Genomic DNA, 13896 nt, shown 5'->3' with positions numbered 1-13896 from the left:
CTATTGAAAACAAATGACTTAGCTAACCCACGTTTTTGTGGGTAACAGGTAAAACAGCTCAAAACAGGCCATTTTTAGGGCTTTTGGACTCATTTTTGAGCTTACCCCACAAAATCCGGGGGGATTAGCAGGGTTCAGGGTAGGAATCAGGGTTCAGGGTTCAGGGTTCAGGGTTTATGGTAGGAATCAGGGTTCAGGGTTTATGGTAGGAATCAGGGTTCAGGGTTCAGGGTTCAGGGTTCAGGGTTTATGGAATGGAATTTGCCTTTTCAGCACCGAAATTTAATTTTTGGAGGCTGATTTATGTTGCAAACCTATCGTGATTTAGAAGTTTGGAGAAAAAGTATTGATTTAGTTGAATCAATTTATCAAATCACCAAGTCTTTTCCAGTAGAAGAAAAATTTGGTCTTGTCAGTCAAATCTAACGAGCAGTGGTTTCAATTGCTGCAAACATTGCTGAAGGGTATGGATGGAAACACCGAAAAGAATATTTGCACCATCTCTCAATTGCGAAAGGATCACTTTTGGAAGTAGAAACCCATCTGATTATTGCAATCCGATTGAAATTTACCACCCGTTATGATGCCAAAATGGTTTGGCATTTATGTCAAGATGTTGGAAGGTTGTTGAATAAACTTGCAAACTCGCTCAGTCCAAAAGATTTAAACCCTGACCTGAACCCTGTTCTTCAAACCCTGAACCCTGAACCCTGAACCCTAAATGATTCCCAATAGTTGAGCAGCCAGCGGAAGCATTTGCTCCGCACGCGTAGCATCAAAATTGGTCTGGAGAACTACTGGGACAGGTGAAGAGGAAACTCCGTCTACAGCCAACCCACGGCGGACGCGTTCGCCCATCTGACGCCGTTCGGGCACTGTGAACGTAGAAAAAGTTCGGCACAATAACGGAAGTAAGGCCAGAAACATATCTCCTGGCAATGCCGTCACCCAGCGGTCCAGGATATTCCATAATGCCGCATCGTGAAGGAGCAGCAACCCACTTCCCTTCAGAAATCCTTCAACCCAGGCGGCTGCGTGAGTTGGGTCATTCCCGACAGAAAGCGCCAGACTCATTCGCCGGGCAGTATCTTCAGCCGTAAAGAAGTGCCCATCAAGCAGCAATCGGGCACATCGTCCGGCGACTAAACCATGAACTCCTTGCTGATCGGTGATTTGCCGCAAAACAGAATGCCAGTTTGCCACATGCTCTTCCGTTTGGAGCAAACTCACCGCCCGGTTGACATTGGCAATATGGTCAAACATGACCGCCGCCGCTGCATCATCAAGCGAAGCACATGCGACCGGTAATCCAACACAGATCCGTGCCACCATGCCATCCACAACATGCCCAACGGCTGAAACATCGGTCTGGCGCACATTGCCATAGCGCAGGATATTGGCCAGCGACGGAAGCGATTGCATCAGGTGGGTTACATCACTGGCCAGGGCGGCTTCATTTTGGACTCGCTCCATCAACGGTTCAATCGCCGCCGGCAAATTGGCCAGCAATACCTGGTTGAGCAACTCTGTCAGCTTTGGGAGTGGTGCGCCAGCCGGGTCTGGCAGTTCCCCCAGATGGCACACATAGGCCGTGGCGGCATTCAGGACACTGTTCCCCCAGACCGCAACTTCGATCACTCTGACAGAGAATTCGGGTTTCCACTGCAACCGCCATTGTTCGTGAAAGGTGCCCGACTTGCCGGATACGTGACCTGTCATCCCCCAGGGAATTTCAAGCAGATTCAGCCGATGGAGCAAATGGCTGCGTTCCAGGTCAGTGGGCTTGCGCAAATCCAGATCAAGATCTTTATGCGCTGCTTCAGGTTGCAGCCGGAGGCGTTTTTGTTCGCGTTGCAAATCCTGCTGGAGCGGCACCATTGGCGTTTCATCTGGCACCGTGCCAAGTAATTCGCCAACGACGAGTTTTTCGTGAATCAGCCGCATGGGGGCATCGCTTCCGAAACACATAATTGCCTGCGCCGCTTCGTTGAGTTCAGCCAGCCCAGGCAATGGCCGACCTCTCAGGGTTGCCAGCGATTCAGCCAGCCGAACAGCTTCGATAATGTGAGCAACTGACGCCTGCAAATCTTCGGCTCGCATCAACTGGGCAACGCGGGACATCCAGCGGATGGTCACCGTGGTCGGTGAAACTCCCTGCCCCGACGCTTCCCGGATGTGCCATAAATGGTGATACCAGCCGGGTGATTCGACCCCAGCCCCATATCCATTCTGAAAGCTCAATCGGCTGTAGGTCCACGGCACCCACGTGGCATTCACTTTGACTTTCGGCAAGCCTTTGAGAACTTCGGCATCGGCCCGCGCCGGAGGCATTTCCGCCAGTGCTGGACCATGCCAGGCGCCACACACGACGGCAATCTTGTGGAACCCTTCTTTCTGAGCCGCCCGGATGATCTGGCGCATACTGGCTTCGCGCTGGACTTCGGTTGTGGCGTCGGCGGGCGAATCCTTAAATCCAACTCCTGAACTGCGCAGTGCCGCCATTGCTTCCAAAATGGCGGCAAACACGTCGGTCGTATCGCGCCGATGCTCAACCATGTATTCCCACCAGCGCTCGCTATCTTCAAACCCGGCGGCCTGGGCCAGCCAGTGCAATGGATCTGAAATCAAGGGTTGTGACTCAGCCGTCAGCGGTCGAGGGTCTGGCGTCAGCGATTGGACATCCGGGGTCTGGGTTTTGGAGTTTGATGGCTGGTCCGTAGATTGAGTCTGGGGTTCATGAACCACAGCCAGTTGATGCGCCTGCGGGAGATCCATAAACCGAACCGGAATTTCGTGTTTTAATCCAAATTGAATCGCCTGCCACTCCGGAGAAAACACGGCAAATGGATAAAACACGGCCTGCTTTGGGTCATCCACGGCATAAATCAGAAGTGCCACCGGTGGCTTCATCTCAGCGTGGGTAAGCAACGGCAATACACCATCACCATCCGGAGGCCCTTCGACCAGGATCACATCCGGCTGCATAGCTTCGAGCGCCTGCCGCACGCTCCGCGCCGAACCCGGTCCGTGATGTCGAATGCCGAGGATCTGGGGGTTGGGGGTTAGGGGACAGGGGTTAGGGGTTGGGGGACAGGGGTTAGGGGTTGGGGGACAGGGGTTAGGGGTTGGGGGACAGGGGTTAGGGGTTGGGGGTTGGGGGTTGGGAAATAGAGATTGGGGCAATTTGGGTTTAGCCATTATTGGCCTCGCTTGATCAAAGCATTTCGTAGTGCAAAAAGTTGCTTACTCAATTGTATAGAGTGCTCTAAAACTTTATCTGTTTGTTGTTGTGAAAGATAGTTAAGGCGTTTTGCTATCTCAATTTGCGTTTGAACCTCAGCCAGTGAAGCCTGAGCGATGGATAAATGATACAGGAATTCTTTGCTTGATTCTCGGGTGTGTCCTTCTGCAATGTTTGAGGGAATTGAAACGGCAGCTCTTCGCAATTGATCAGTCAACCCATACATTTCTCTGGATGGAAAACCTTCTGTTAGCCGGTAAATCTGTTCAACTAGATCCATTCCAATTTGCCAAACACGCAAGTCTCGAAAATTTTGAATACTCATACCTCTATCCCCTATCCTCTATCCCCTATCCCCTATCCTCTATCCCCTATCCTCTATCCTCTATCCTCTAGCTGACTTCGCGGCAGGCGCGATAGAGGTCTTTCCAGCCGTCGCGTTCTTTGACCACGGTTTCCAGGTATTCGTGCCAGACCACTTTATCCTGAACCGGATCCTTCACCACGGCGCCAATCAGCCCGGCGGCAACGTCGTGGGCGTTCATTTGCCCGTCTCCGAAATGCGCGGCCAGGGCCAGGCCGTTGTTGACGACGGAAATGGCTTCGGCGGTGCTCAAGGTCGAGCTTGGTGTTTTCAACTTTGATTTTCCATCGGTGGTCACACCGTTGCGGAGTTCGCGGAAAATCGTCACGACGCGGCGGATTTCTTCCAGCGCCGGAGGTTCAGCCGGCAATTCCAGGGCGCGTCCCATGCTGGCAACACGACGTTCGACAATATCCACTTCTTCATCCACTGTCGCCGGAAGCGGAAGGACCACGGTGTTAAACCGCCGTTTTAAAGCGCTGGAAAGCTCATTCACACCACGATCACGGTCATTTGCCGTGGCAATCACGGTAAACCCTTTACGAGCTTGAATTTCTGAATTGAGTTCGGGAATCGGCAGCGTCTTTTCCGAAAGAATCGTAATCAGCGTGTCCTGCACATCAGACGGAACACGAGTTAATTCTTCCAGTCGCACCACTTTGCCGTCCTTCATCCCGCGCATCACCGGGCTGGGAACCAGTGCACCCATTGACGGCCCGTCGGCCAGCAATTTCGCATAGTTCCAGCCATAGCGGATAGCTTCTTCGCCCGTTCCCGCCGTGCCCTGAATCAACAGAGTCGAATCACCCGAAATGGCAGCCGTTAAATGCTCTGAAACCCATGATTTGGCAGTTCCCGGCACACCAATCAGCAGCAGCGCCCGGTCAGTCGTCAACGTCGCAATTGCAATCTCGATAATGCGCCGCTGGCCGATGTATTTCGGAGAAATCTCGAAGCCATCTTCCAGTTTCCCGCCGAGCAAATACATCATCACTGCCCAGGGAGAAAGCTTCCAGTTGGGTGGTCGTTGATGTTTGTCGGCTTTCTGGAGTTCGTGGAGTTCTTCGGCAAATTGCTGTTCAGCGTGCTCGCGCAGCAGAGTCGTCATGGATAGGTATCTCCTCTAAGGAATTAGGGCTGAAGAAAACGGGCTGAAGAAAATGGGTTTGGGGCTGAGGGCTGAAAGGCTCATTCTTTTGGTCCCCGCTGCTCAATCACAATCTCACTCAGCGGCTTACCACTCGACCTGGAAAATGCTTGCTGGACCTCAGCCAGTGATGCGACTGAACGAGTCGCCCGCTCTTTCGTCCCAGGGCCAGGTTCAGCCAATAATCCTGCCTGACGGAGAACCTCTGTTGCACGATCACGGTCATTTTGCGTGGTCGTTTGGATCACAAGCTGAACTTTTTCGTGTTCTCTGAGCTGAGGTAACGGATGAAGGAGTTTCAAAACACCTGCTTCATAGATTGCTTCAACCGTGATTTCCATATTTTTCCCCCCGAACACAATCAAGATCCCACACCAGGAAAACTCACAATAAGTTCATTTCCTGGTGCATTTCCAGACGAAATTGGGCAACGGCCAGAAATCGTTCGATGGCATCACCCCACCCGCCCAGTTCAGTTCGATCAGCAGGCCAGTCCCGCACGGTTTCAGCCAGACAATCGGGTGATATTCGCACGACAAATGAGCTGAGTTCGTGCACCAGTCCCCAATCCCGATGATTTGGCTTTGTGGCAACAGTTGCTCTCAGACACCGGACGAAACTGGCTGAAAGTTCTGGATTCCAGGCGTGATCACAATTTCTGAGAACATCAAACAGAAAGCCTGAACCTTGTAAGGCTTCATTACTAGACCTCAGCCGCTCAGTGACATACTGTTCGCGGAAAGCTGGCGTGAGTGTCCTCAAAAGCTCAGTTAACAGGTAGTTCCATTTCTGTGGCAACTTCCCTGCCTGATCAAACAAAGTCGCTGTCCATCGGGCATCCCGGTGTCGGGTTGCGGCAACCAGCCAGCCTTCGATCAAAAGGTCTTCCCAGTCTGATTTTTTCGCCAGTAAGAGCAAAACTTCTGGTGAAACAGCCAGTGTTTGACACCACAAGGCGGGCGGCACGCTTTTGAGCATCTGCCCCAGCCACCAGGCTTTTTCCCCAATCTGGGAATGCGGCGGTTTGGGTTCAATCCCATCGCGAATCATCGCCTTGTCGCATTCCTGGGGTAAAGTTACTTGAAGTTTTGGTTTGTCTTCACGCTGAATGGAAATCAGCGGTCGCACCCGATCCAGCATCCGCTGTTGCAACTGCGAACCTGAAAGTCGTTGCAGCAGTTCGGCGGCGTTGACACGCACTTCTTTGCGGCGGTCATCAAGGGCGGATTCCAGAAGCGGTTCATCGTCCAAACTCAGCCCGGTTTCAAAAGTTGCCAGCCAGAGGGCACGTTGTTCGGCTGGATCCTGTGCCCAGCTTGACGCCACCAGTTTGCGTGCTTTGGCCGGGTCTTTGGCTCGCAGGCGTTGGAGCACGACCTGGCGAGCTTCGCGATTTCCGGTTTCCCAAATTTGTTCATCGGGCTGGCTCTCACTTCGGTCTAACACATAGCTCCAGTTTGGGTTATACCCGGCCAACCATATTCCACGCTTCCCGAGAACCGGCAATATTGCATCGCGCAATTCCTGATGCTGGCGACCATACTCAAGCAACGCCGGAAGATGACGTGGTGGAACACGTTTTCCGTGCGTGGTCATCAATGACAGCCACTCAGGTAAAACTTCGCTGTGCTGACCGCCGAGCATTGCCAGGAGCTGCTCACCAGCCCGATAGCTACAGACAGGCAATTCATCCGGTTCACAAAGGGTTACCGATGATTCAGATTCACGGCTGGGGAGTTGCCCAACCTGACGATACCAGGCCACCGTTCCAGCCGCCGCCAGAAGTTTCTGGGCAGGCGCTTTGCCCTCAAGCCCCCTGAGAAGCTCCATCAAAGGTGAAGCTCCAGACGGTAACTCTACCGATTGGCGGTCAGTTCCGACCAGAGCCGTGCTGACAAGATCATCCCAAAGTTGCATATTTTAGGGTTCAGGGTTCAGGGTTCAGGGTTTTCACCGCGGAGCGGTGGTTGAATTGAGGCAGGTCGTTTACGGCCTGAAATTTGGGGCAAGGGCAGGGGTCAGGGTTTTCGATTTTTGTCCCTTTTGCTTCGCTACACTTGAGCGAGGTCAAAGTGCACAAAGGTGCCATCAACCCAGAGGCTGATGGGCAAAAATTCACGTCCGTTCCATTCGCCAAAGACCTGACAGGGATGGCCGCCACTCAGAGCCAAAAGATGCCAGCCAAAAGAGAATTTTCTCGCCACCGGTAAAGACTGTCCGTGAACATCACACAAAAACCATGTATCGTTTTTTTTCGGCACTGGAACAACGGCTGACACCATCATTGGAAATAATTCTAACCAGGGATTGGCGGCCAGTCCCTGGGCGTAGACGGCAACCTCAGCCGCAATATCAGTCGCGGATGGAATTTCAGCCAGCGCGGTTGGTGACTGAAGTCGCTGCTTGACCAGCGCCCGGAGTGGGAAATTCCCTGGATAAAATACCAGTTCAGCGTCAAGGCAGGTATTTGGCACCAGGCTTTTATCAAGCGGCTGACTCGAATGAGCCGAAAAATCCAAAATCAATGCCCGCTTTCCAGTGGTCTGACCAGTCAGCCAGGTGCGTTGCACCCGCAAGCGGTCATCTTCTTCAACCCGCTGGCCAAGCACCGCCCAGGTGTCGGTGATGCCCGGTTGGGCAAGTAATTCGTCTTGATTTTGCGTCCAGCCAATCCGGCTGCGAATATCAGCCTGGACGGGTTGTGGCAAGGTTTCCAATCGTTTGTAGCCTTCAAGGAGTAACTGAAGGCGTCCAAATTGTTCCAGCATTCGCGATTCCCAGCCTGACCCAGAAGAAGCAAGGCCAGCCATATCACGCAGAATCCGGGCGATACCAGGTGACTGGGCATCAACCATCCGTGCCGCTGGCGTGTCCCAATATGTGTACCCTTCCCGCTGAAGCGCCGCCAACCCGTGCCGCATCTGGTCGCTCAACCACAATTCCAGCTCCTTCATCCCGGCAGCCACTTTGGCTTCGCGTTGGGCTGCGCGTTTGGCCTGAGCGGCTGGGTCTGGTTGTGATTCTGGATCTGCCTGTTTTTCCGTCCGTTTCGCCTTCTGTTCGGCTTCATACTTGTAGTCAGTAGTCAGTAGTCAGTAGTTAGTAGTCAGTAGTCAGTAGTCAGTAGTCAGTAGTCAGTAGTCAGTAGTCAGTAGTCAGTAGTCAGTAGTCAGTAGTCAAGTGTTGGGATTTGGGGCTTGTGTCAAGTGTATCTGGTTCTTTTTGAGTTATTTGTAAAGAGTTCTTTTCAAGATCTTTGTAGACTGAAATATCTGGGGTTGGTCTACTGACTACTGACTTATCAACTACTGACTACTGACTACTGACTGGTATCATTCTAAAGGTTTTCCAGTTTCCAGTTGATTTCAGGGTGGCCAGCTTCACGCAGCAACTCGTTAATTTTTGAATAAGGTTTGCTGCCGAAAAAGCCGTTGCGCGCTGAAAGTGGTGATGGATGCGCGGTTTGAATGACTTTGTGACGATTGCCATCAATCAATTTGGCTTTCTTTTGCGCGTAGCCGCCCCACAGCACAAAAACCACCGGCTCTGTTTTGTCATTTACCTTGCGAATGACCGCATCAGTAAATTGTTCCCAGCCTTGATCTTTATGCGAATTTGGCGAATGGGCCCGCACGGTGAGGACGGCGTTGAGCATCAACATTCCCTGTTTGGCCCAGGGAACGAGATAGCCGTGGTTGGGAATGCTGTGACCGAGGTCTTCTTTCAGTTCTTTGTACATATTGACCAGCGATGGCGGAGGCTTAATCCCAGGCCGGACCGAAAAACACAATCCATGCGCCTGGTTGTCATCGTGGTACGGATCCTGCCCGAGCAAGAACACGCGGACCTCATCATAGGGAGTTAATGAAAAAGCTGAAAAAACATCATCCTCGGGCGGAAAAATAGTGTGATTGGCCCGTTCGGTTTCAAGAAATGATTTGAGTTTGGTGAAATATGGTTTTTCAAATTCATCGGACAGCACGGTGTGCCACGATTCGGGAAAATTGAGACGCATTCAGAGACTCCTTTAAGTCATTGATTAAAATAGAGTTTAGCTATTTGTTCTTTTTCAAAGAGGAATTGGTTTTATTTCATCCCTCATCCTTCATCCCTCATCCCTTCAGTAGCCCCAAGCCCTTAGCCCTGTTCAGAGGCTATACACCGATCTTCTGACAAACACTTTCCAAAATACACTCTTCGCATTTCGGCTTTTTTGCCGTGCAGGTGTACCGTCCGTGCAAAACCATGGCCGGTCCCCAAAAGGTCCATTTCTCTTGTGGAACCAGTCGCATCAGGTCAACTTCGATTTGCTCGGGCTTGTCGGTTCTGGTCAATCCAAGCCGCTGGGTGACACGTGCCACGTGGGTATCAACAATCACACCGGAGGCAATATTAAAGGCTGTGTTAAGCACTACATTGGCGGTTTTTCGGGCAACACCGGGCAGGGTGATAAGTTCCTGGATGGTTTTCGGGACTTCGCCATCAAAGCGGTTGACCAGTGCTTGACAGACATTTTGAACCGTTTTGGCTTTGTTTTTATAGAAGCCCGTCGGTTTGACGTCTTCTTCCAGTTCTGAAAGATCAGCCTCAGCATAGGCTCTGGCATCTGGATATTTCGGAAACAATGATTTGGTCACCCGGTTGACCCGTTCGTCAGTACATTGAGCCGCCAGAATCGTCGCCACCAGCAACTGCAACGGCGTCTCCCAATCCAGTTCATATTTGGCATTCGGGTATTTTTGTTCGAGTTCCTTGAGAATAGCTTCAACGGTTTCCATATTAACTCTGGTCAGTACCACCTGCGTGAGCGGGTGGGTTCGACTTCTCCCACCCACTGACGCGGGTGGTACTGACTCGGGATTATCGTTTTCCTGGTGTTAATTTCAGGGTGACGCGTTCGGTACCGCGCAGGACCACAACTTCAACTTCCTGGTCGGGTTTGAGTTCCTGCAAAACGTACGTGTAGTCATACACGTTTTTCACATCCCGTCCGGCCATTTTGACAATCACATCGCCCGCTTTGATGCCGGCTTTTTCCGCCGGACTTCCTTCGCGAACACCCGACAATTTTACACCTTCAACTTCAGCGGCATAGTCTGGAATCGAGCCGACATACACCCGGAACCCACCGCCACGCCGTCCCTGATCATCACTTTTCGCTTTTTGATAGGTTGGTTTGACAGGTTGGTTGGAGATAGCCGTCGCCGTGTGGAAGATAAAGCTCAAAATGTTGCGTTCGCCTACATAGTTGATTTTGTCGGCGTCATCCGATGGGCGATGATAGTCTTCGTGGTTTCCGGTAAAGAAGAACAGCACCGGAATTTGCTTGCGATAAAACGACGAATGGTCGCTTGGCCCAAATCCGTCGTCTTGTAATTTCAGATTAAAACTGGCGGTCTGGTTGACCTTCTCGACAATTCCCTTCCATTCAGTAGCGGTGCCCATCCCCTGGATCATCAGGTTGTTATCGCGTAACCGGCCCACCATATCCATGTTGATCATGGCGACGACCTGCGATAACGGCTTGATCGGATGTTCGGTAAAGTAGGCTGACCCAAGCAAGCCTTTTTCTTCCGCCGAGAACGCCATAAACATCAGGCTGCGTTTCGGGCGTTCGGGTGTTGAGGCAAAGGCGCGGGCCAGCTCGATCACGCCAGCCGTTCCAGAAGCATTGTCATCGGCACCATTATGGATTTCGCCTTCTTTCGGTGCCAGCGAGCTGGCACCACCCAACCCCAAATGATCATAGTGCGCCCCAATCACCACAATTTCATTTTTCAACTGTGGGTCGCTGCCTTCAAGCCAGCCGACGACATTTTGACCCGTCTGGCGTTCTTTGATGACTTCGGTTTGGAGAACAACCTGTGTCTGAGGGAGGGCAAATGCTTCGGGGGTGAGCGATTCGGCCAGGCGTTTTTCAAGTCCCGCCACATCCTGATTCTTTGACTTGAGGAGCTGATTGCCCAACGCCCGACTCACAACAACCGCCGGAATCCCCGAATCGCCATAACTTTCGTCATACACCAGCCGGGCCGATGGCGCACTTTTGAAATCTTCATCTTCCGCAATGATCAAAATGCCGGTGGCCCCTTTGGACTTCGCCGTGGCAGCCTTATAGCGCAACGTCGAGTAAGCCCCAAATTTGGCGTGTGGATTGGCGCCAGTCGGGCTGTACGGCAGCACCAGCACCAGTTTGCCTTTGACATCGAGACCGGCATAGTCGTCATACTTTGCATCTTCGGCAGCACTGATGCCAAACCCAGCAAAAACAACGTCTCCGCTGACCATTCCCGGAGACGAAAAACCAGCCGGGGCAAAGTCCTGATTCAATTTGGCTTCTGATTTTGTACCGGCAAGCGTCATGACAAGCTGATTTTTCTTGCCAAGTTTGAGCTTTGACACAAACGGGAATTCCTGGAAAAACCCTTTGGTACCAGATGGTTTGAGTCCTGCCTGTTTGAAATTGTCGGCAATGTAGCGGGCTGCCTTTTCCGCGCCGGGTGTCCCTGGCAGCCGCCCGCTTAACTCGTCCGAGGCCAGATATACAACGTGTTTTCGGATGGTATCTTCGGTAATGACCGCCACGCCGGTTGGCCCGGAAATCGGTTTTCGGTCAGTGAAACCTCCAAAACCAAAAAGCATTTGGAAAATCAACACTATCGAAATGAGATATGCCGACGCATGACCTGCAATCATAGCTTAATCCTTTCAAGAAAACCGGGTTCAGGGTTCAGGGTTTTCGAATTTGAGTCCTTTAAGTCCTTTAAGTCCTTTTTATTCTTTTTGTCTTTTCCCTGAACCCTGGCTTTAAAAATGAAACTGGGGTTTGGCGGGCAACTTTAAAACAAAACCCACCAAACCCCAAAGTTGAATTAGACAAATTATCCTTAAACTCTATCCTCCATCCCCTATCCTCTATCTCCTGGAGTGGTTACCGGCTGTTGCAGTATGGCAAGGCCGATTGCGGAGGCAGCGTGATCTGGATTTCAACCCGCCGGTTCCGAGCTTCGGTGGTGTTATCAGCAGTTGGAACGGCCAGTTGGGTTTCGCCCATCCCACGGACGACATCCCGCAATTGATCAAGCAAAACTGCCCGTTCTTCCTGTTTGCGGCGGTCAGCACCAAGGCCGCCTTTCCGGCGACTGGACAACCATTCAGGGAAGAGCCGGTTATCAAGCAACTGATCCGAAAGCGAGATTTTCTGCTGATAATCGCCATAGAGTGGGTCACCGGAATCCATAAATTGCGCCCGCTGAATGTAGAAAAACCGCATGACTTCCAGGGCCCGTTGTTCTGAAAGCCACTGGTTATAATCAGGTTCATCCACGGTGTCGGTGTGGCCGACAAAGGCAAATTGTGAATTGGAATAAAACATTTGCAGCAAAAGCGCAAGCTGGGCCAGGCGTGGCCGCGCATCTTTGTTCAAATCGCGGTCAACGGTCAGCAGCCAGACGCCTTCGGGGAACAGGATGTCTGATTTGAGTCGCACGGTGATGGTATTTCCAGACTGGATGATTTCACCGAGATTTCCAACCACCCGGCGCAGTTCCTGGCAGAAGCGATCCAGTTCGGCGCGGAGCGCGGCGTTTTCACGTTCCAGATCCGCAATCCGGCGTTGGGCATCTTCCAGTCGGCGTTCCAGGTCGGAAATGCGATCTTCCAACTGACGAATCTTTTCATTCGCCCGGCGAAGTTCGCCTTCGAGCTGGGCAATGCGTTCATTGCGTTGTTTGATTTCATTGGCCAGTTCATCCGAGAAATCAACCAGCGTATCTTTCATAATTCGCAGACGATAGACTTCAACCCGCGCTGAAGCAATGTCGGCAAATTCCTTGGCGGCAGCCGCCGACTGCACCGCCAGACGGGCATCGCGCATAATCGGCAAAAATGGCAGCCGATCCGTGGTTTTAGGGTTGAGCCGTTCGCTGGCGACGCGGGCACGTTCATAGGCGCTATTGGCGTCTTCAAGCGAAAATTTGGCCTGGGTTTCTTCATAGAGCGGCACGCGCAACCGATTTTCGAGCGCCACCTGCATCCGGTCATAGAGTGATTTGTGCCCTGGATCTTTGATCAGCAGTTCGGCTTCTTCAATCGTGCGGTCACGGGCAATGGCGCGGATATCCCGCATGGTGTCAATCGCGGTTTGGGACATCGCAATTGACATCCGGGCCTGGTTTAACGTGGTGTACAATTGACGGAATTTGGCGGAAATGGTCACGTCCAGTGCGGTTGGAATCGCTGGAACCTGATTGAGCACTTCCGGAGAAATATCGTTCGGGGCATTTGACGGGCTATAAGCAATATAATCAGCCACTTTCAATCCCGCATTGTCAGTTCCTTGTGTTTGTGGACGGCTCACCAAAACGACATGGCGGCTTGGCCGGCTGACCGCAAAATGCGGCTCGGCAGTAATCATCAGCGCAAATACTGGCTGGGTCGTGGTCACGTTTGCTTCGCGGGCATCACTGCCGGCGCCGCCGAGATCGTCTTCATAGAGCACTTCGCTCAGATTTTGCGCCGTGCCGGTCGGGGTAATTGACCACAACACATAGGTATTCAATTTCGGGTCAATGCCGCCAGCCGGCCCAGGCAGCACAATGTTGCCCTGCACATCAATTTCAGTGAATCCACCCTTGGTTTCAACTTTGGCATCACCCCGGTGCGGCAAGCCATTGGGGAGTTTCCCGGTTTGGGGGTCGTCGGGGCTACGGAATTCGATTTTCGTCGCCCGAATGCGCTGGTTGTACCCGACTTGAACCCCAGGTGAGTCAATTCGGATCACATTCGCTTCACGATCCAGCGGTGACTGGGGAATCTGATCGGCAGCGGTGGTCCGTGGGCGATTCCGGGTTTGCTTCGCAGACAAAGGCAAGGTTCCAAAAACCAATAAACTCATGAAAAACAAAGCAAATACGGATTGAAGCCTTGATTTCGCCAAAAGATGATAGGTCATAAACGCATGGCTCCTCGTGTGATAATTGTGATGTTATAGGTACTGGGTAAATGAGAGTTTAGCGGTGGTTGATTACAAGAATGAGGAGTAAAGAGTCGCCACTGAAGAATTGAGATTTTACCAGTGATTTTCAATTTGACGGTTCAATAGCGAACAAACTGAGCCGGACAGTAGTCCACATCCAGCTTCAA

At 52.0% G+C, this 13896-nt stretch carries 10 protein-coding genes and 1 pseudogene; 1 reads left to right on the top strand and 10 read right to left on the bottom strand.

The window, feature by feature from the left end:
• The first annotated feature begins 303 nt into the window (after positions 1-303).
• Positions 304-714 (top strand): annotated as a pseudogene (locus tag HY774_06630) (four helix bundle protein).
• 3 nt (positions 715-717) lie between these two features.
• Here HY774_06630 and HY774_06625 read toward each other — a convergent pair.
• The 10 genes from HY774_06625 to HY774_06580 all read right to left on the bottom strand — a co-directional run bounded on the left by HY774_06625 (position 718) and on the right by HY774_06580 (position 13618).
• Complete coding sequence (locus tag HY774_06625; GenBank protein MBI4748146.1) at positions 718-3048, bottom strand: hypothetical protein; 2331 nt, start codon at positions 3046-3048, stop codon at positions 718-720.
• 149 nt (positions 3049-3197) lie between these two features.
• Positions 3198-3560 (bottom strand): four helix bundle protein, encoded by a 363-nt coding sequence (locus tag HY774_06620; protein MBI4748145.1) that lies wholly within the window; start codon positions 3558-3560, stop codon positions 3198-3200.
• Positions 3561-3633: 73 nt separating this feature from the next.
• Positions 3634-4713 (bottom strand): AAA family ATPase, encoded by a 1080-nt coding sequence (locus tag HY774_06615; GenBank protein ID MBI4748144.1) that lies wholly within the window; start codon positions 4711-4713, stop codon positions 3634-3636.
• Positions 4714-4793: 80 nt separating this feature from the next.
• A complete protein-coding gene (locus HY774_06610) occupies positions 4794-5093 on the bottom strand; it encodes an antitoxin family protein (protein ID MBI4748143.1) in 300 nt (99 codons plus the stop codon).
• Positions 5094-5136: 43 nt separating this feature from the next.
• Positions 5137-6669, bottom strand: coding sequence for a hypothetical protein (locus HY774_06605; protein ID MBI4748142.1), 1533 nt, complete (start codon positions 6667-6669; stop codon positions 5137-5139).
• Between the two features lie 134 nt (positions 6670-6803).
• Entirely contained in the window at positions 6804-7706 is a 903-nt protein-coding gene (locus HY774_06600) for a hypothetical protein (GenBank protein ID MBI4748141.1), read from the bottom strand.
• A 383-nt stretch (positions 7707-8089) separates the two neighbouring features.
• Positions 8090-8767: a uracil-DNA glycosylase gene (gene ung / locus HY774_06595; protein ID MBI4748140.1), complete on the bottom strand. Its 678-nt coding sequence runs from the start codon at positions 8765-8767 to the stop codon at positions 8090-8092.
• A 139-nt stretch (positions 8768-8906) separates the two neighbouring features.
• The gene (nth, locus tag HY774_06590) at positions 8907-9530 is read right to left on the bottom strand and encodes an endonuclease III (protein MBI4748139.1); all 624 of its coding nucleotides are present in this window, start codon (positions 9528-9530) and stop codon (positions 8907-8909) included.
• An 82-nt stretch (positions 9531-9612) separates the two neighbouring features.
• Positions 9613-11448: a M20/M25/M40 family metallo-hydrolase gene (locus HY774_06585; GenBank protein MBI4748138.1), complete on the bottom strand. Its 1836-nt coding sequence runs from the start codon at positions 11446-11448 to the stop codon at positions 9613-9615.
• 235 nt (positions 11449-11683) lie between these two features.
• Positions 11684-13618 (bottom strand): hypothetical protein, encoded by a 1935-nt coding sequence (locus HY774_06580; protein ID MBI4748137.1) that lies wholly within the window; start codon positions 13616-13618, stop codon positions 11684-11686.
• Positions 13619-13896: the final 278 nt, after the last annotated feature.

The sequence above is a fragment of the Acidobacteriota bacterium genome (genome assembly GCA_016208495.1).
Taxonomy (GTDB): Bacteria; Acidobacteriota; Blastocatellia; order Chloracidobacteriales; family Chloracidobacteriaceae; genus JACQXX01.
The sequence above is the reverse complement of the archived record's forward strand: the minus strand, read 5'-3'. Positions and strand labels throughout refer to the sequence as shown.

What these genes read in the sequence shown, in the direction of transcription:
- HY774_06615 (MBI4748144.1), bottom strand. Translation starts at nt 4,713, where the DNA reads ATGACGACTCTGCTGCGCGAGCACGCTGAACAGCAATTTGCCGAAGAA.
- HY774_06600 (MBI4748141.1), bottom strand. Translation starts at nt 7,706, where the DNA reads ATGAAGGAGCTGGAATTGTGGTTGAGCGACCAGATGCGGCACGGGTTG.
- HY774_06610 (MBI4748143.1), bottom strand. Translation starts at nt 5,093, where the DNA reads ATGGAAATCACGGTTGAAGCAATCTATGAAGCAGGTGTTTTGAAACTC.
- HY774_06605 (MBI4748142.1), bottom strand. Translation starts at nt 6,669, where the DNA reads ATGCAACTTTGGGATGATCTTGTCAGCACGGCTCTGGTCGGAACTGAC.
- ung (MBI4748140.1), bottom strand. Translation starts at nt 8,767, where the DNA reads ATGCGTCTCAATTTTCCCGAATCGTGGCACACCGTGCTGTCCGATGAA.
- nth (MBI4748139.1), bottom strand. Translation starts at nt 9,530, where the DNA reads ATGGAAACCGTTGAAGCTATTCTCAAGGAACTCGAACAAAAATACCCG.
- HY774_06585 (MBI4748138.1), bottom strand. Translation starts at nt 11,448, where the DNA reads ATGATTGCAGGTCATGCGTCGGCATATCTCATTTCGATAGTGTTGATT.